Source organism: Mucilaginibacter mallensis, assembly GCF_900105165.1.
Lineage (GTDB): Bacteria > Bacteroidota > Bacteroidia > Sphingobacteriales > Sphingobacteriaceae > Mucilaginibacter > Mucilaginibacter mallensis.
The window spans coordinates 3,362,259-3,382,096 of sequence record NZ_LT629740.1 but is presented as its reverse complement, the minus strand read 5'-3'; the positions used below and the strand labels follow the sequence as shown (position 1 = coordinate 3,382,096).

Annotated in this window: 17 protein-coding genes; 3 read left to right on the top strand and 14 right to left on the bottom strand. The window is 36.7% G+C overall.

The window, feature by feature from the left end; all coding sequences use genetic code 11:
• The first annotated feature begins 63 nt into the window (after positions 1-63).
• Positions 64-1,830 carry an ATP-binding response regulator gene (locus BLU33_RS13765; protein WP_091373820.1) on the top strand — a complete coding sequence of 589 codons (1,767 nt, stop codon included), beginning with the start codon at positions 64-66 and terminating at the stop codon, positions 1,828-1,830.
• A gap of 85 nt (positions 1,831-1,915) precedes the next feature.
• Complete coding sequence (locus BLU33_RS13760) at positions 1,916-2,239, top strand: hypothetical protein (protein ID WP_091373817.1); 324 nt, start codon at positions 1,916-1,918, stop codon at positions 2,237-2,239.
• Between the two features lie 74 nt (positions 2,240-2,313).
• Here the strand turns inward: BLU33_RS13760 and BLU33_RS25110 are convergent, their stop codons facing one another.
• The 13 genes from BLU33_RS25110 to BLU33_RS13700 all read right to left on the bottom strand — a co-directional run bounded on the left by BLU33_RS25110 (position 2,314) and on the right by BLU33_RS13700 (position 16,478).
• Complete coding sequence (locus tag BLU33_RS25110) at positions 2,314-2,475, bottom strand: hypothetical protein (RefSeq protein ID WP_157682144.1); 162 nt, start codon at positions 2,473-2,475, stop codon at positions 2,314-2,316.
• Between the two features lie 34 nt (positions 2,476-2,509).
• The gene (locus BLU33_RS13755) at positions 2,510-3,859 is read right to left on the bottom strand and encodes a sugar transferase (protein WP_091373816.1); all 1,350 of its coding nucleotides are present in this window, start codon (positions 3,857-3,859) and stop codon (positions 2,510-2,512) included.
• A 366-nt stretch (positions 3,860-4,225) separates the two neighbouring features.
• Positions 4,226-5,092 (bottom strand): glycosyltransferase, encoded by an 867-nt coding sequence (locus tag BLU33_RS13750; protein ID WP_232009284.1) that lies wholly within the window; start codon positions 5,090-5,092, stop codon positions 4,226-4,228.
• Between the two features lie 102 nt (positions 5,093-5,194).
• Positions 5,195-6,079: a glycosyltransferase family 2 protein gene (locus tag BLU33_RS13745; RefSeq protein ID WP_091373810.1), complete on the bottom strand. Its 885-nt coding sequence runs from the start codon at positions 6,077-6,079 to the stop codon at positions 5,195-5,197.
• Complete coding sequence (locus BLU33_RS13740) at positions 6,048-7,217, bottom strand: O-antigen polymerase (protein ID WP_091373807.1); 1,170 nt, start codon at positions 7,215-7,217, stop codon at positions 6,048-6,050. Before BLU33_RS13740 ends, BLU33_RS13745 begins: the two co-directional genes overlap by 32 nt.
• Positions 7,218-7,234: 17 nt before the next feature.
• Positions 7,235-8,122 (bottom strand): glycosyltransferase family 2 protein, encoded by an 888-nt coding sequence (locus BLU33_RS13735; protein WP_091373804.1) that lies wholly within the window; start codon positions 8,120-8,122, stop codon positions 7,235-7,237.
• Positions 8,109-8,969, bottom strand: coding sequence for a glycosyltransferase (locus tag BLU33_RS13730; protein WP_091373802.1), 861 nt, complete (start codon positions 8,967-8,969; stop codon positions 8,109-8,111). Before BLU33_RS13730 ends, BLU33_RS13735 begins: the two co-directional genes overlap by 14 nt.
• 19 nt (positions 8,970-8,988) lie before the next feature.
• Entirely contained in the window at positions 8,989-9,621 is a 633-nt protein-coding gene (locus BLU33_RS13725; protein ID WP_091373799.1) for a DapH/DapD/GlmU-related protein, read from the bottom strand.
• Between the two features lie 179 nt (positions 9,622-9,800).
• A complete protein-coding gene (locus tag BLU33_RS13720) occupies positions 9,801-10,865 on the bottom strand; it encodes a GumC domain-containing protein (RefSeq protein WP_091373796.1) in 1,065 nt (354 codons plus the stop codon).
• Between the two features lie 24 nt (positions 10,866-10,889).
• Positions 10,890-13,355 carry an SLBB domain-containing protein gene (locus BLU33_RS13715; protein WP_091373792.1) on the bottom strand — a complete coding sequence of 822 codons (2,466 nt, stop codon included), beginning with the start codon at positions 13,353-13,355 and terminating at the stop codon, positions 10,890-10,892.
• A 305-nt stretch (positions 13,356-13,660) separates the two neighbouring features.
• On the bottom strand, positions 13,661-14,137 hold the full coding sequence (locus tag BLU33_RS13710; RefSeq protein ID WP_091373789.1) for a DinB family protein: 477 nt from the start codon (positions 14,135-14,137) through the stop codon (positions 13,661-13,663).
• Between the two features lie 12 nt (positions 14,138-14,149).
• Positions 14,150-15,160 carry a cytochrome d ubiquinol oxidase subunit II gene (locus tag BLU33_RS13705; RefSeq protein WP_091373786.1) on the bottom strand — a complete coding sequence of 337 codons (1,011 nt, stop codon included), beginning with the start codon at positions 15,158-15,160 and terminating at the stop codon, positions 14,150-14,152.
• A 10-nt stretch (positions 15,161-15,170) separates the two neighbouring features.
• A complete protein-coding gene (locus BLU33_RS13700; RefSeq protein ID WP_091373783.1) occupies positions 15,171-16,478 on the bottom strand; it encodes a cytochrome ubiquinol oxidase subunit I in 1,308 nt (435 codons plus the stop codon).
• A gap of 215 nt (positions 16,479-16,693) precedes the next feature.
• On the opposite strand from BLU33_RS13700, the gene BLU33_RS13695 reads away from it, so the two are divergent.
• The gene (locus BLU33_RS13695; RefSeq protein ID WP_091373780.1) at positions 16,694-19,294 is read left to right on the top strand and encodes an MGH1-like glycoside hydrolase domain-containing protein; all 2,601 of its coding nucleotides are present in this window, start codon (positions 16,694-16,696) and stop codon (positions 19,292-19,294) included.
• Positions 19,295-19,390: 96 nt separating this feature from the next.
• On the opposite strand, the gene BLU33_RS13690 is transcribed toward BLU33_RS13695, so the two are convergent.
• Positions 19,391-19,837: a c-type cytochrome gene (locus BLU33_RS13690; protein WP_091373777.1), complete on the bottom strand. Its 447-nt coding sequence runs from the start codon at positions 19,835-19,837 to the stop codon at positions 19,391-19,393.
• Position 19,838 lies beyond the last annotated feature (1 nt).

The window sequence follows — 19,838 nt, the reverse complement described above, 5'->3', positions numbered from 1 at the left end:
TTAAAATACTTTTATAAAATCAGCACTATTCAACCCTTTATATGTTAGTAGAGGTGAAAGTATATGGATTCAAGTCAAATGGTGAACAATACAGGAACAGATAAATATCATAAACCGATCAAAGATGATGATAAGCATCTGAACCCGCTTTATGATATGAAGGAAGTACCCAAAAGGACATATCAGCTGGGTATTGCTGCTTTGTTGATAGGTATTGGGCTTTCTTTTTATGACGCAGGTATCGGGCTATATGTTTCATCGTTCTTAGTGGCATGTTTTTGTTTTGCTACATTGATGTTCATTCTTTTGAAATACAATGAAGCAATAGAAAACCTGCCCATTACTATTATTATACTGATTTGTGGTATGATAATATCTGCAACCTTGTTTGAGGGACTGGATACAGATCAATACCTGTATTTTTTCCCTATACTGATAGCTGTACCAATTATTGTTAATCTTAAGCGAACCAGGTACCGTGAGTCGGGTATTTATATTGCCATTATTCTTTTTTCATTTTGCGTTACTATTGTCGCAGGCCGTTACATTAATCATCTTGAACACTTAACAGCAGCACAAATAAGTAAACTGGTATTGTTTAACCGAATTGTTGCTATCTCATCAACCATATTGTTTGCTATTGCCTACACTTTTTTCGAGGAAAAGTACATTCGTGAGCTAATGGAACAAAGCAAACGGGTGGTAGATTCCAGAACACGCTTTCTGGCCACAATGGGGCATGAGTTGCGCACACCTTTAAATGGCATAATAGGGGTTATAAACCTATTAAAACAAGAACATAGTATAGCGCAGCAAGATGAGTACATACAGGTATTGAAGTATTGCTCAGACCATATGCTGCAACAAATAAATAACATACTCGATTTTAATAAGATAGAGGCTAATAAGCTGGAAATACACCCAGTTAGCCTGAACTTGAAGCAACTGATGCAGAATGTGAGTATGCCCTTTACGTCCCTTTACCAGGAAAAAGGGATCGAGCTTAAAACTGAAATTGGCCCGGGACTGGATGTTATTGTTTTGGTAGATGATCTGCGCTTAATACAGGTTTTTAATAACCTTTTCTCCAACGCCCTGAAATTTACAGAGAAAGGATATGTTAAATTAAAGGCTACCATGAAAAGCAGCAGTAAAACTGCAGCAGTGGTAAGCTTTAGCGTGGAAGATACAGGTATAGGTATAGCCAAAGAGGATCAGAAACAAATATTTGAGGGGTTTTGGCAGGTGTATAATGGTAACACTAAAACATTGCATGGCACAGGGCTGGGGTTGAATATTTGTATGCGCCTGTTAAAACTCATGAATAGCTCCCTTAATTTAACCAGCGAAAAAGGTAAGGGGAGTATATTCAGCTTTGATCTAAAACTTGATTATGTACAACATAAATCAAGCTCGGTAACAAATACGGAGAGTGAAGATAATTTGGCTGGTACCCGCGTTTTATTGGTAGAAGATAACCAGATAAATATGATGGTAGCAAAAAAGGTGTTAATCAATTATAAAGCCCTGGTTAGCGGTGTTTTTAATGGTAAAGAGGCACTAGATGCACTGGAAAAAGATGCAGCCTATGATGTTATCCTGCTGGATTTGGAAATGCCGGTTATGAACGGTTATATTGCTATTTACGAGATAAAAAAAATGTATCCGCAAATTCCGGTAATCGCGTTTACAGCATCTGTGGTTGACCAGGAAATGCTTACTAATCTAATAGCCAGTGGATTTTCTGATTGTATTACAAAACCATTTCAACCTTATCAGTTATTATCTATCATAAAGAAGTATATAAAGAAGGCGGTTGCTGTTCAATAACTCTGTTTTATTTAAGACACTTGTATGATAATTTTAGGACACTAATTATTGGTTGTTGCCCGCATTATTCTTTAATTTTACTTACATGGATCAAAAATTTCACTACGCCACCGTTACCGAGGCTATAAGCCAGTTAAAAGAGCAGGGTTATACGCTTGATTTTAATTTAATAGAGAATCAGTTTAAAGCGGGGGAGCAGGCATTTGCTGCCAACGAATTTGAGATAGTAGACCTTTACCGTTATGAAGGTGCTTCTGATCCGGCTGATGAGGCAATCGTTTATGCGCTGGCATCAGCATCGGGCATAAAAGGTATACTTGTTTCAGGTTATGGTATTTCAACCGACGATGCTTCAACAGAAAGCCTTCAACAACTCCATTATAAATACCAGCAATCCCAGCAACGCTGATCTTATTTAGGGGAACAAAAAAAGCTTTCAAAATGAAAGCTCTTAATCATAGGTAGATGTAGTAGTACGTAGGATCAGGCTATTAAACCTGTGTATTGCGGATTGTATATTTTATTATTACGCAGAAATTGCATGTTGGTAGCCTTAAAGGCATCTATATCTCTTTGAAGAATGGCCCTGATCAATTTTTCGGTAGTTTTAAGAGGGGCAGCGATTTTTAAATCTAATACTTTCATGTAGCACCTAGTGCCAAATCTGTGCCAAACTTTGTTATTTACCTTTTCTTTGTATCATTACCTTAACTGTTTTGTATATGATATTGATGTCAGCATTCAGATTAACGTTATCTAAATAAATAAGGTCGTACCTCACACGGTTGCACATCTCATCAATATTTTCGGCATATCCGTATTGAACCTGGCCAATAGAAGTAATACCGGGCCTTAAACTTAACAGCTTTTTGTAATTAGGATTCTTTTCAACTATTTTGTCAATATAGAACTGTCTTTCAGGACGTGGGCCAACAACAGACATTTCTCCTTTTAATACGTTCCAAAATTGTGGTAATTCATCCAGTCGGGTTTTTCTGATAATCACCCCCCATTTTGTAATTCGCGGATCATTATCTTTTGAAAGCTGCGGGCCGAATTTTTCAGCATCAACATACATACTTCTGAATTTATAGATGTAAAACGGTTTGCCGTTTCTACCTATTCTTTCCTGTTTATAAAAGGCTGGCCCTTTTGATGTTGTTTTTGTAATAATGTATAGCAAACCAAACACTGGCAGCCCGGTAGTCATTAAAACCGAGGAAAAAATTATATCGAAAGTGCGTTTTAAAAAACGGATCTTTAAATCGATAGAAGATTGTGCACTAATGTGTAATATCGGAAACGTGTCATAGGTAACTAATTCGGCATGGTTACTATTCAGCATCACGTCTGGTACTACTTTTATTTTAATTGAATGGTCTTCGCCAATCTGTATAAGTTCTTTTAAAAGCGTATCATTCATTTGTTTAAAGCAGATGAAAATTTCATCGGGTTTATTAGCCAGGATTTTGTTTAAAAGAGGGGTGTCTGCTATTTTAGTGAGTTCATCTTCTGAAATGAAATTGGTAAGATCATATCCATATTCCGGATGTTGTGAAAATGATTTTGCCAGCCTTACCGCAATATTTTTATCGCCTACGATCATTATTTTACGCAGGTTGTAGCCATGTTTACGGTAATAATCAAGCGAGACAAATAAAACAGACCTGGTAAGAATTACAAGTATTGGAAAAATGAGATAAGCAATAGTTACTTCTTTCCTTGATATATTATCAATCTTTAAGAAATAGATCGCACTGAATATTAATAATAAATGATAAATTAACGTAACCAGAAAGGTATGTATATTATCTTTTAAAAATAATGGGCGTTTTACTTGAAAGCTTTTTGTTGTTAGTGAAGCAATAGTCCATGCAATATTTGCAACTATAATAAAAAGCAATGATTCATTTTGTGGTGATAGATTGTGAAATGTTGCTAAATGTGCTATGTATAGTGCCAGGTTTAGCAGCAACAAATCGGCTATGAAAATAGTTGGAGGCAGATGTTTTGAGTAACGTACAGGCATAGGTATATGATGCAAAAATACAAAAATTATTAATTAAACGAACCTTTATTAAGAGAATTTATATTTATTATACTGTTCATAATTATTTGTAACAATTATAGCACCAAAATGATTTATAATTATTGTATTATATTTTAGGTGATATTATTTCCATTTAATTGAATGTCTCGGTTTTATACCTTTGAGTTGAAAACTTGAATATATGCTTTACAATTTCAGTATGATCAAATTGTTTTATATTTTTCAAATAAATTTATAGCTTCTATAATCGATTCGGAAGACTGTTTATTAAAACACACATCTGTCTTGTTTTTTATAATGCTTTTATTGTTGATCCATATATAATATTAAATGTTTGTAATAAATTTAATATTGTTTCCAATAAAAGGAGTGCATGGATAATTTCTTTACCAGGCTCTTTGGCATTTTTTTGAAAAATCCCCCGCTATTATACCCAAGCCATTTCGCAAAAATAGAACTTATAGATTTAACTATTCTGATTTTATCATGTTTGATAATATAAAGCAATTCCGATTTAATAAATTTAAAACCTTCGCCGGTAGGTTTACCAAAATCATCGATCAACCATTTATTTTGTTCATGAAATACACGGGTATCAAAATAGCGTTTAAATTCTTCACTAAGTGTATAACTATGCGAATGATAAACCGTAGCATCGGCCACATAGGCTTTTTTATAACCTGCAATTAACATTTTCGCAGCTACAATTGCATCTTCACCCATTATTGAATCGGTTGGAAAACCCCCGACAGACTGTAGCGTACTTCGGCGATAAGCCGAGAATGAATTAGAGCAAAAGAAAATTTTAAAGCCTTTTTTATTCAGATCGTTCATTGAAACAACTTCGGGACTATCCGGATAATTAAACAGCCGGGCATGTGTTTCTAAAGCCTTTGCATTTTTGTGTGGTAATTGTCTTCCGTAAGCAATACCAACCTGCGGGTCGTCAAAAGCTTTAATAATATTGGCAATACTATCAGGGGAAGCTAAAATGGCATCCTGTGTTAAAAAAACGCATATATCAGTATCTTCAGATAGATCAACTAATAATTGTCTGGTAGCTCCATGATTAAATTCAGAGGAGGAGATTTGATTAACCAGAAAGCCATTTTTTTTTGCAAGTATAATAGTATCGTCTGTTGAACCTGAATCTATTATGATTTTTTTTATATTGTTATATGTTTGCTCATTTATACTATTTAAAACTGACATCCAGTTTTTTGAAGCATTAAGGGTTGGTATTAAAAGTGCAATGGTAGGTTGTTGTGTCATTTAATTTCTAATATCCATTAACTGGAATAATTATTGAAAATTCTAAGATTTATTGATATCGGCATATGCTTTAGTATGTGCGTTTGCATATTTAACAGCACTTAAAAACTTATATGAGTTAAAAAACAGTGCAAAAAAAACTTTGCAAAAAATTACAATCAGTTTAAATAGATTTACTCCATTAGGGTATCGTTCTTTAGCATTTATTTTTACCCGTTTGTAAACATCGTTTAAGGTTTCATTGTGACTGTGTTTTACATTTAACATATGGAAATAGTATATTTCTCCTCCTGTTTGCATGATTTTAGTAGACCAAAAATAATCCTCGCTGGCACCAACTTCTTCAAAGTTTACTGTGCTCCAATGTCCTCTGTAAACCAATGAGGCAGCATTTGAAAAGCTATTATTTTGTGGTGTAGCCAATATGGGAAGAGGAACATTATTATAAGATTTATATCTATACTTTAAAAAAGTTTTATCATAAATGGAACAACCAACCACATAATTAGGCACTTGCCTGAAATAGCCGGAAATAGGAGGATTTGTTTTGATATAATTAACAACGGTTTCAATGAGTTTGTCGCTTTCCAGAATTACGTGGCCGGAGAAAAAACACACATACTCGCTTTCGGTAAGTTCTAAAACCAAGTTGCAAGTATCTCCAAATGAGAATTCGCTTGGAGATATAGTATATAAGTTACAGTTTAATTCCTTAAGAAATTCAAGTGTTCCGTCAGTACTTCCGCTATCAATAAAAAGAAGTTCTAAATGTTCAAAATAAGTTTGTTTTTTTATCGACTCCCAAAAACTCTTTATTGCACTAATTTCATTTTTTACTCTAACCCCTATAGCTATTTTGGGTTGATTATATTTTAATGATGTGTTTAATTGTCTTTTAATTAGGCTTAATGATCGGTAGTTCCTCATTTTTGTAATTTCCCAAAATTATTAATATCCAAACAAACTGAAACGATACAGGCAAGTAAAAGAAGTGATTAAAAAATATAGACAATATAAGTATTTGTGCAATTATGGCCCTGAAAAATATCCGTTTAATGCCTTTACACCACCATACAACATTAGTAAAGGCTCCTGCAAAAACTGAAAATAACATAATTCCATAATAGCCCATATCCTGGTAAGGTGATGCGAAAGCACTGCTTACATTAAACGCATCGGTTACTAAATTGCCTGATACATCCCCTCCTTCAGGGCCATAAATAAGCCCCCTAATAAAGCTTGGGAAAAGTAATGACAAGGTGTTAGGGAACAAAAACTGGTAATGTTTTACAGTAAATGTAAAGCTGAAAAGTAAATTATTAAGCGGGGTAGTTATGTATATGTATACCCATAAAAATCCAGATGGGAGCCAATCAGGCCAATTATCAGTTGGTTGAGCCAATTGCGTGAAGTTGTCAGCTCCACTTCGAGCGTCCCCGGCTATACCAAATAGTATTACGAATAATAACGATGATATTAAAATATTTCTTAGGAGTTTTAATTTATTATCTGATAAAAGGAGATAAACAAAAAATACTTCAACAATCAACACTACATCTACTTGTCTAGTGATTATTATAAGGTTCCATAGGAAGAAAGTAAAAGTTAAGAAAAGGAATTTTTTTTCTTTTGTTACCCTATATACATAATATCCTAATACCCCCAATGAAAGTTCCAATGCATTCATTAGTCCATGTATGGAATGGATACCAAAATCCATATAGTCTTTTGAACTACCTGTAAACAGCCATACAATCGGAACCCCTCCTGATGCAATAATTTCAAAAATCGATACAATTGCCCATAAATAAAAGAACTTAAAAATTCTTTTCTTCAGCTTTTCAGTAATTGTTAATAATTGTATTTTACCTATGCTTAGTTCTTTATTAAATACAAACATTCCAAAATAACCTATCAAAAAAAAGAATAGAGAAATACCATAAAATATATAAGCGTAGTTAATATCCTGATTTAGGAGATAACTAAAGCGAAAGGAAAATAACAGTATAACAAACAACCATACGGAGGCAAATAAAAGTACTGGTTGAAAAATTTTAAATCCCATTTTTTTATTGCTGATAATTATGGCTTTGCTTTTTTGTATCTGAAAGTTTGCATTCTTTTAATAAAAGTACTATGGTTTTGCAAGTCAATAAATTTATTTATTTCAATAGTTTGCAAAACTGTTAAATTTTGCTGGTATAAATTATAGAACAGCTTTAGTGTTTTTATATGATTATCTAAGTCAACTTTTCTGTTTAATAAATAATCAAGCAGTTCTTTAATAAACTTATGGTAAACGGCATCATTAGCACTAGTAACATTATTATTATGGCGCCTGTATTTTATTAATGGTTGGTTAATATACACATGTTGACCAAAGGTAAAAGCAATTAAAGCAATCCAATAGTCATGCATAAAAACATCATTGGGCATACTGTCAAAATAATTGCGCATACAAGGATTAAATAATGTTGCGCAGCCTATTACCTTATTAGAGTACATTAATGATCGTAGTTGTTCAAATTGAGGATCTACTTTAACAATTTCTTTAAAAAAAGATTGATTAATAGTTTTATTATCACCATCAATAACATTGAGATCTGAAAAAACAAGTGCAGGTATGTTTATATCAATTTTTTTTAATTGAGTTAAAGCTGTTTCTAGTTTTTCTGGAAGCCATATATCGTCTTGATCCGCTAAAGCAATAAAATTATCTTTCTTACAGTGTTTTACTGCATTTTTAAAGTTAGGTACTACTCCATTTTTGCCGTTGTTTGTTAAATATATAATTAAGCCCTTAGCCTGATATTCTTTTAATATTTCTTTTGTACCATCGGTAGAGCAATCGTCTGACACAATAATTTCATCGGGGCTATAGGTTTGGTTAATAATGGAATCTATTTGTTGTTGCAGATACATTTCGCCATTATAAGTAGTCATTGCTACAGATATTTTAAATTCTGCCATACTTTGATATTAAAAAATCATACGTGCCTTTAGCAATATATTTGTAATATGTTATTCTATCGGGGTAGTAAAAAGTTACTTCGCCAACAAGCCTTATTAAATTTTTTATTCGATTAAAAATTAATCCTGGGTTGGTGAAGATGTATTTTTTCCATAAAAATAAATTATTGCGGGTCATGTAATACACCCTCGCCGGTGAATGCGTTGTTAATTGGCGAGTTTGTCTAGTTATTATATTTTTTTTAAAATACTTAATTCCCAAGTTATGTTTTAAGTATATGTTTTTAGTTGCTTGAATTTTATAACCTGCTTTTATAGCTCTGATGCAAAATTCATTATCTACTTCATCAATAAAGAATTTTTCGCAAAAGCCGCTTAAACTTTTCCAAGCCCCCAGATTAAGTAAATTAGCAGAAGTAATAACTGTACCTGTCGAAATGAAGCCAGGATAAATGCTGGGTTCTGGTTTATAAAAAAAGCTGTTGTAGCTTGCGGCAATTATTGCGTTCTGGAAATCAGAAAGTAATGGCTTCGCAATATCAAAAAAGCCATTATCTATAGAAGAATCCTGATCCATCGTTAAAATCCACTTATAGCCAGCCTCATATGCCATATTACACCCTGTGTTAAGAGCTGTAGCTACACCAAGATTACCACCTAAACTGAGGTATTTTATTTTATTGCCTAATGTATTAATCGAATCAACTATCTGTTTATCAATTGATTCTGAGTTATCTATTACATATAAGCAGGACAAAGTGTTGAGATATGAGGTGATATTACCAATTACATCTTTATCAGGATTGTATAAAATAATAACTCCACTTAAACTTTCGCCCACTACCATGATTATATCTGAATAATAATTATTCTATATATTTAATTAACTTGGCAGGATTACCCCCGATTATACTGTTTGCGCCAAAGCTTTTTGTCACAACAGCATTACTACCAATTATACAGTTTTCTCCTATTTTTACTCCAGGTAAAATAGCACATCCTTCACCTATCCATACGTTATCACCAATAACAATTGGCCCTTTTGAAACCAATTCTCGTTGTAAGGGAGGATATTTAATATCGTTGAGTGTGCTGCTTCCATGGGCATGATCTATAATCAATACTTTGCTGGCAATTAATACATTGTTTCCTATTTTAATACTATCAATGCAGCCTATATGACAATCAAAATTAATATTAACATTATTGCCAATAACTATTTGGGGAGTGTAGTTTGTATTCATGAACTTATCGTAAGCTTCAATTCTTAACCTGGCACCTGCAATAAAGTTATCGCCAATAGCAATATACTTACTGCCATATACAAGCAGGGGTGAATCAACATTAAAGTTTGCACCGACACTTTTAAATTGCCGCTTAATATAACCGCTAAAAATAGCGGATCTGAATCTCCGCACATTTATATATATAGTGAACGGAAATATGAAGGATAAAATGTAACCGATATTTTTAAAAAGAGATTCTAATGCTTTTTTCATCAAATACTTATACTTAATAGCTTATTTCGGTTATTGTATTAAATATTGTACTAAACAAGAAATAATTAAGTGGATATGTGTATGTAAATATATGTTAACTTTTAATTATGGTGCCTGGCCCATCTGCAAGCAAGACTACTTTCATCTTTTTTGTATATTGAATCGTATCGTTATTATGTCTATTTAATCAATTTTCTAATAGCCAGTATTATTGTTATAAAGAATGCCGATGTCAAAAAGCCTACCAAAAAGCCTTTTATTTTGCTTGTTTTATTTACGGTTAAAGGTAGTACAGGACTATCAATTATTTGTATTAAAGGCATTTCTTGACGTAGTGAAATTTTTGCTAATTCCAGGTTTTGTATCATTGCACTATATATAGCTGTATTAGTTTGTACGTCTACCTGCCTTTTTTGGGATGGTACTCTTAGTGCAATTAATTGTGGATTAGCGTTCGGGTCAGCATCTATTGCTGATGCCACACCAATTATAGATGAATTTAAAGCCAGTTTTACGCTATCTGCCCTATGTTGTAAAATCTGGACATTTTGGTATTCCTTTTTTGTTTTTGTTTGTATGTAAAAATCATTAACAGTTTTAACTAGCTGATCTGTAAAGGTTTTAGAAAACAGTTCATCTTTAGTAATAACTGTTACATTGATAATATCAAGCTTTTTATCTGGTTTTGATACATCCAGAATTTTTGCATTAAATAATTCAACAAGATTGGAGATTATACTATCTTGTTGCCTGTTAAATTTATCCGGATCACCATTAAAGTTTATATTGGTTAATTTACTGTCCGTCCATTTTTCTCTAATTTTATAACTTTCAAGAAATCTATCTATCAACAGTGATTTTTTACCGTTAAAATCTGCAGTCCCAAGCAATGCTTTTTCAATCATTGTTCTTGAACTGTATAATTGAAGTATGTTATCGCCCTGAAAAATACCTCCGCTACTGCCTCCAATATTTATTCCCGCTAATGAAGCAAGGCCAGCATATTGGCCGCCAAATCCACCGCTTTTAGCATCATCAAGTACAAAAGTGCAAACCGCCTTATAAAGTGGCTTAGTATAAATAGAATATGCTATTCCTAATGCTCCTCCCAGAATTGCAACAACAAGGATATTCAGCCATTTATGTTTAAGATATACTATCAGTTTTTTTATTTCGCCTGCCAAATCCATAACATAAATTTCTTCATTAATAACAGTTTTTTTTTCAAGATCAGCTTGATTCATAGTTGTTTGTATTAATGTAGCTGCTTATTTATGTAAACTTAATATACCCAGAATTATGGCACCTAATGATGCCAGGGCAGTTGTATACCCTATTATTTTTCCTGTAGTATCACCTTTGGGTTCCGGTTTTTTAGGTACATATATTTCGCTTCCCGGCTTTACTTTGGGGTGGGTGTTGAAGAATAGGAATTTTGATGTTCCTTTTACTGTCCCGTTAGCATAAACAATATATGCGCCTCTTTTTAATGCTTCAGGTGAAAAGCCCCCGGCATTTAATACATAATCTTTAAAGCTCTTTCCATCGGTGTACACAACGGCGCTGGGGTACAGGACTTCGCCATTAACCCTCACTATTTGCTGTTGTTTAGGTATTCTTATCTCATCTCCATCCTCAACCAGCAGGTCAATATTGCTGCCTGGTTTTTCTAAAATCCTTTTTAGGTCTATTCCTACAAAGTTATTTCTAAGTGTAGTATCTTCTGCAACGTTTGTTGAGTCTTTATAGGTCTTATGTAAGCGTGCTAAACGCGCTATTCTTTCCCGGGCCAATTCTGCTGTATCTGTTTTGTTTTTATCAACGCCGAGTATAGCAGTGTTACTACGTTTAAGTGTACCACCCTCCACATCTGCTGATGCTGATAAACCACCTGCCCGTGCCACTATATCCGATATCTTTTCGTTTTTATTTTTGATAACATAATAACCCGGATACAATACTTCACCATCAATCTTCACCGTTCTTTGCATTTCATATCCAGGCAGGCTATAAACTGATACAATATCATATGGTTTTAGCCTGAAGTTTACCAATTCCTTATCAAGTTCCGCATTAACATCAACCTGAAATACCTGTGCTACTGAGCTGCTTTTTGAGTTAGGGTCGCTATCATTTACACGGCGTGCTACTTCAATACGCTTAGGGCTTCCACCTTCGGCAAAGCCGCCGGCTTTAATAATCAGGTCTTCCACACTAATGCTATCAGCATAAGCAAATATCCCACCTCTGCGTATCGCTCCTTTTATAGTAACGGTATATTTGTCACGCAAATCAAAAATGGATGATATGCTTATTACATCCTCCCGTTGTAGGGGGATATCTGCAATAGTTTTATTAATAAGGTCTTTTAAATTAAAGGATATGATCCCGGTGGTATTATCAGGATTTAACCTTGTAATAGTACCCAGGCCCGTAAAAGCATCTTCCTTTATACCAGCGGCTTTTTGTATCAATTGCATTAATGTTAAGCCTTTTTGTAATTCATATTGCCCAGGCCTGAAAACTGCACCATTTATGGTAACACGGTTTTCAAAACGGTTCAATATATGGTCAACGGTATAAATATCACCACGCAGCGGGATGTAATTTTTATAATCAGCTTCGGTAATATCTGTTATTTTGCGCTGCTGGTCACTGATCTGGGAAACTTTAATCAGTGCCGTATATGCCTGATCGGTAAAACCACCGGCAAATCCTATCACATCTTGTAAGGTTTCACCCGGTAGAACCTCAAACAGGGCAGGAGTCTTTACTTCGCCTGTCATTTGAACACGGACGCGGTAAGTAGGGATCCGGATAATATCCTGATCCTGTAAACCAATATTGTCTTTCTGCTCACCTTTAACTAAAAAGTCATAAACGTCTAACCGCCTGATGATACGGTTGTTTCTGATAACCTCAATCTGGCGGAATGAACCATTTTTAGTGGGCCCGCCAGCGGCATATAATGCATTAAATACCGTTGCTAATGATGGTAATGTATAGGAACCGGGTTTTTGCACTTCGCCAACCAAAATCACTTTAATACTCCTGATATTGCCTAAACTAACCTGTACATTGGTGCCATGCCCCACGGCATAGTTATTAGCTGCCAGTTTACTTTTTATAAGCGCGGTAGCTTGCTCAATAGTTTTACCGGCAACATTTACTATGCCGATACCTGGGATGTTGATATTCCCCTCGGGTGATACATTCAGTTTCCAGTTAACTATTGAATTGCCATAAACATTTATATTTAGCTGGTCGCTAGGGCCGACTATGTAGTTTACCGGTGTTGCTAAATTTAAATTGGGTTCAAAAGTTAAGTTGTTATTTCTAAACAGGTCTGCTCCAAATATCTTTGGTGCAGTATCAGCCTGGTTCGAATATGGCTTTTGCTGATTTAATCCGGTACTATTGTAGTTGAGCGCACGCGACTGAGATTGGGTTGCATCACTATCTGTTTGTGCACTTGTTCCCGAGCTTCTCAAAGCCTCTATGCGTTTTTGCAGGAGCTGTCCCTGATCGGCAGACATGCCCTTATCTTCAGCCTGCTGTACAATTTGATTATCACTTAAGCCAGCAGCATGTGCCTGCTGTACCATTTGCTGAACTTGGGCGTCAGACAAATTATTGACATTTACGCTTGATATATTTTGAGCTGAAACAGGCTTAGTACTCAAACAAAAGGTTGTAATTATTACAGAAAGCAGGGCGAATTTTAAATATTTCATATGGGAGAAATCACAACACAAACAGCTGATGATACTATTTGTTTGGCGCATTTTAGCACAATAATAGGACAAATTATAAAAGAATAAAAGTCTTTTTAGTTCCAACGGGTGATTTAGGGTGTTTGTTATTGCGGCAAAGATATTATTTATAAGTAACTAACTACAGAAATAATGATTGTATTTTGAAGTAATAGTTTATAACTTATAAGATAATTTAAATTGAAAACGTAGATTGATATGCATAGAACAGCTTTTGTACTGATGCTAACCATAAGCAATGGCACCACGGATATTGCAGCTGTAATTTAAGTACGGATAATATCTGTATCCGGTGGCGGATAACCCAATAGGCGGCACATGGTCATCACCTGGCCTTTGTGATGAAACTCGTGGGTTGTAACATGGGTAAATAATTCAAGCGGAGTGGCTGTGATTGTGCGGTTACGTGAGAGTGTGCTGGTAATAGGTTCATCTAATTTATCAGCAAATCTTTCCAGAAAGTTTTTTACCAGATCATCGGTATCTGCATATAGCGAACGTATACCAGCTACGGTCCGAAATTCTTCATCATTAAAAAGTTCAAGTTTATTATCCATGGCAAAATTGTACATCCATTGTAAATAACAATTGGAAACGTGTACCAATAAATAACGCATTGTGCTTTTTTCAAAAGCGTCAACAGGTGCATTCAATGCTTCGCCTACCTCTGTCTCAATAAAGTTCAGCGCTACTTCTCTTGAACCCTGAATGAGTTTATATTGTTGTTGTAATATAGAGATCATAATACAGTGGTTTTATGCTTCTTTCTTTTTTTGAAAACTGTAATATAAATAACCTAATGCTGGTAATATAAACAAGCTACCCACTAAAAGCGCCCAGCCCAGGTCATTAATTGTTGCTGCAGGTGCATGGTTGGTAAGTAATGACAGGTTGTTGCCGCCCTTTACCATCATAACATTCGGGAAGTGCCGATAACCTACAGATACTAATATCATTGTAACCTGAAAGCCGGCCAATATCCTGATGACTTTGGTTTTGCCCTTACTTAACAGATACCAAAGCAATACTAATGATACTGATGCCGCTATTACTGCTGTTAAACTAACTGGGTTGCCAAATATCCAATGGGCAAGATGCACGTTTTCAACCTCGGCGGCTAAAAAAACCAGGCCACCAAAGCCCACTGCAGCCGCATTCATTATAACTGCTTTTTTGGTGAAGCGTTTAACATCAAATTGTTCTTTAGCTTCGCCGATAAGGTATATCGCCGCCAGGAAGCCGCATAAGGCCACCGTAAAGAAACCTACTGCTACCGAAAACCAGTTGAGCCAGCTAAATACAAAGGCTGTTAAAAAGCTATCAGCAGCAGGGTCTACCTGCCGTGAAATAACGCTCCCTGCAGTAATGCCCAAAAACAAAGGTGTTATAAAGCTGGAGTAAACAAATATATGGTTATAAAGATTCTGCATTTTATCATCCTTAACAGCATCATAGTTGCGGAATGAGAATGCAGTACCACGTGCAGTAACCCCCATCAGCATAATTAAAAGGGGAATATGCAGGTAAGTGCATATCTCACTATAAATAACCGGGAAGCCTACAAATAAAATAACAATAGCTATGATGAGCCACATATGGTTTGCCTCCCATATAGGGCCAATGGCCTGGTAGCTGGTATGGCGGGTACGCGATTTATTATCATCGGAGGTAAAGAGTTCAATTATACCCGCGCCAAAATCGGCACCGCCAAGCAGGAAGTATAAAACAATAGCAAAAAACAAAAAACCAATAACTACATACAGCATATACTCAGTTTTAACGATCGTACAATTCCGGAACCATTTTAATTTGCCTGCTCAATAAAAATACTACCGCAACGCTCAGCGTAAAATACACAAAGGTGAACAGGTAAAAAGAATATTGTATGCCGGGCATAGGGGTAACTGCCTGGCTGGTGAGCATAACGCCCTGTATTATCCATGGCTGTCGGCCTACTTCGGTCACCGTCCAGCCTGCTTCAACGGCTATAAAACCAAGCGGTGTGGCTATTACAAATAGTTTGAAGAACCAGTCTTTTGTAAGCCATTCCTTTTTCTTCCATAAGGCAAAAAAGTAAATAAGGGCTATCAACAGTAAAAACATGCCTATGGCAACCATTAGCTGAAAGGCGTAATGCGTAACCGGTACATTTGGCTGATATTGTTGCGGTATTTTATCCAGGCCCGTTACCGGGGTTTTAAAATCATCATAAACTAAAAAGCTCAGCAGACCGGGTATTTCAATGCCATAATCCACTTTTTTATTAAGCGTATCGGGTATACCGCCTATAAGCAGGGGCGAGTAAGGTACAGTATGGTAATTTGCTTCCATCGCTGCTGATTTGGCCGGCTGTCTTCTGGCAGCACCTTTGGCTGATATATCGCCACTTAGCGGTTGCAGAATAGCCGCCACCGCGCCAAACACAATAGCTATTTTAAATGCTTTGGTGTGGAAGTTTACGTTCCTTTTTAACAAGATCATTAAGGCATGTATGCCCGCTACGGCGAAACCTGTTGCGGCGAATGCCGCGATGGTCATGTGTAATGCCTCTGAGAACCAGGCCTCATTAAACATGGCTTTAAGGGGATCGATGTTTATATATTGTCCATTAACATAATCAAAACCGGCCGGACTGTTCATCCACGAGTTGGCTGATACGACCAATATGCCCGAAATAACCCCGCTAACACCAACAACTATACCTGTAACCCAGTGAAACCATTTGTTAAGGCGGTTCCATCCGTAAAGAAAAAAGCCGAGGGCTATGGCTTCAATAAAAAATGCAACACCTTCAAATGAAAAAGGCATACCGAATATAGGCCCGGCGTGTTCCATAAATTTGGGCCACAACAGCCCGAGTTCAAACGATAGCATGGTACCTGATACCGCACCGGTAGCAAAAAATATAGCTACGCCCTTGCTCCAGGCCTGGGTTATGTTTTTGTAAACGTGATCATTGGTTTTTATCCACTTATAATGTGATATCGCCATAAAAACAGGCATCACCATACCAATGCATGAATATATGATATGAAAGCCTAAGGATAAGGCCATTTGCGAGCGGGCTGCTAAAAAATCATTCATATTTTTTAATATATCCAAAAGTACTTAACATACAATATAATAGCTTATGGTATTTATTATTTAGCATGTATATAAATTGTATTAAAAGTAGGATATCAGCCAAAAAATAATTAAACACTAACACCTGTGTGTAATAAATTCTTTATAATAATATTTTATAAAAACTTAATTTATAAAAGCTACTTTAACCCTTATAACATTAGCCTCGAATATACATGAACACAGAACAAACGCGACTGCAGGATTTAAGCTGGAAAAAATGGGGCCCATATGTAAGCGACAGGCAATGGGGAACCGTTAGAGAGGATTACAGTGCCGACGGTGATGCCTGGAATTTCATTACGCATGATATGGCCCGCAGCAAGGCTTATCGCTGGGGTGAGGAGGGCGTAGCCGGGATATGTGATGATGACCAGCTGCTTTGTTTCGCTGTGGCTTTATGGAACAAAAAGGACCCGATATTAAAAGAGCGTTATTTTGGCTTAAGCAACCCGGAGGGTAATCATGGTGAGGATGTTAAGGAGCTGTATTATTATTTGGATAATACGCCAACACATTCGTACATGAAAACGCTGTATAAATATCCGCAGCAGGAATACCCGTATGCATGGCTGGTTAATGAAAATAAAAGGCGTGGCAGAAATGACCCGGAGTTTGAGCTGATAGATACCGGCTTGTTAAATAACGATCAGTATTTTGATGTATTTACCGAGTATGCTAAAAATGCGCAGGATGATATCTTAATAAAAATCACCATAAATAACAGGGGGGCACAGGATTGCAGTTTAAATGTATTGCCAACCATCTGGTTTCGCAATACATGGGCCTGGGGATACGATAACTATGTGCCGGAGCTATTGGCCGATTCGCATGGGGTTATTGAAGTGTACCATAAGGACCTGGGGCAGATGTGGCTGAATGGTGAAGGATCGCCGGAATTGTTGTTCTGTGATAATGAAACCAATACCAAACGCTTGTATGGATATGATGATGGTAAGCCATATTATAAAGATGGTATAAATGACTATATAGTAAATGGCGCCGATACCGTAAATCCGAAAAAGACGGGTACTAAGGCTGCCATTAATTTTGACATAACTGTTAAGGCTAAGCAAAGCCATGTGGTTAGGCTGCGTTTATCCAAAAACGCTAAAAATGATTTTACTGATTTCGACGCGGTGTTTAATGCCCGTATAACTGAGGCTGACGAATTTTATAAGGATGTACAAAAGGAAAACCCAGATGCTGATAGTGTAATGGTGCAGCGCCAGGCTTTTGCAGGTATGTTGTGGACAAAGCAGTTCTACCATTATAACATACACCACTGGCTAAACGGTGACCCCGCAGGACCAAAACCACCTGCAAGCCGGATGAACGGCCGAAACAGCAAATGGATGCATTTAAATACGAAGGATGTAATATCCATGCCCGATAAATGGGAGTATCCGTGGTTTGCATCATGGGATCTGGCTTTTCATTGCTTGCCACTTGCCCGGCTTGATATGAATTTTGCCAAGAACCAGCTAATGCTGCTGGTAAGGGACTGGTATATGCACCCTAATGGCGAGTTTCCGGCCTATGAGTGGGATTTTGCCGATGCTAATCCGCCGGTACTTGCAAAGGTTGCTATGACAATTTACAACCTGGATAAAGATAATAATGAGGGCAAGGGGGATACTTACTTCCTGGAGCGGATCTTTCATAAGCTGATGCTCAACTTTACCTGGTGGGTAAACCGTAAGGACGCTGCCGGTAATAATATATTCGAAGGTGGCTTTTTAGGTCTCGATAATATTGGGGTATTCGACAGGAACGCGCACTTGCCAATGGGTGAGCATCTGGAGCAGGCTGATGGTACAAGCTGGATGGCCATGTACTCATTAAACCTGTTGCGTATGGCTGCTGAGCTGGCTGTTTATAATAAGGCTTATAATGATATCGCCTCCAAATTTTTTGAGCACTTTATATATATAGCCGGGGCAATGGCAAACCTGGGTGATAATAATCAGGGTTTATGGGATGATACCGATGGTTTCTTTTATGATCAGATCCGTTTGCCTGACAATAGTACTGAAAAGATGCGGATAAGAAGCTTGGTTGGCCTAATCCCATTGTTTGCAGCAGAAGTATTGGATGAGAATGATATACTCAATAACCCGATCTTTAAAAACAGGCTAAAGTGGTTTGCTGATAACCGCCCTGATTTGGCCGCATTGGTATCACGCTGGAATGAAAAGAGTAGCACCGGTAAACATCTGATAAGCTTATTGCGCGGTTACCGTATGAAAATGCTGCTTAAATATATGTTGGATGAGAATGAATTTTTAAGCGATTACGGCATCCGCTCAGTTTCAAAATATCATTTGGAACACCCTTATGAAACTACCATAAATGGAGTGAACTTTAGTATTAAATATACACCTGCTGAAAGCGACAGCGGTTTATTTGGCGGCAACAGTAACTGGCGGGGCCCTATATGGATGCCGATGAACTATCTGCTGATAGAAAGCCTGCAACGTTTTTATCAATACTATGGCGATGATTTTAAAATAGAATGCCCAACAGGTTCGGGCGTATTCATGAACCTTAAAGAAGTTGCAAACGAGTTGTACAAACGGGTATCAAGTATATTTTTGCGTGATGATACAGGCAGAAGGCCAGTGTTTGGGGCCTATGATAAAATACAGTATGATGCGTCGTTTAAGGATTATGTGCTGTTCTACGAGTACTTTGATGGCGATAACGGCCGTGGGGTAGGAGCATCACATCAAACAGGTTGGACGGGGTTGATCACAACTTGTTTATATAAGGAGTAAACGGATTATAAGAAAAGGTGTTATGCTGAGCGATAGTCGAAGCATGTGGGCAAAGGCCTCTACGCTCATGCTTCGACTATCGCTCAGCATGACACCCTATTTAGCTGGCTTATTATTCGCCCTTACTGTTTTTACCTGCGATGCTGTAACCGCGCTGGCTTTGTTGGTAAAGCTGTTACGCACATAGGTAAGCACATCGGCAATTTCCTGATCCTTTAAAAAATCATGTGATGCCATGGTGTTTTGGTAGGTTTGGCCGTTGATCTCAACATTATCGCTGAATCCATTCAATATGATCTTTATGAGTGTGGTTTTATTACCTAAAACATAAGTGGTTTTTATTAAGGGCGGGTTCATATTGCCAGCGCCGCCGCCATCAGTTTGATGGCAGCTTGCACAATTCTGAATATAGATATTTTTACCATTGGCTATTGATGTAGCCAGGCTTACATGTGTTGAACTTTTATGCTTGGTTTGCGCATATGAGCCCAGCGAAAATGCTATTAACAGGGACAGCAATACAGCGGTTCTTTTAGTATTCATG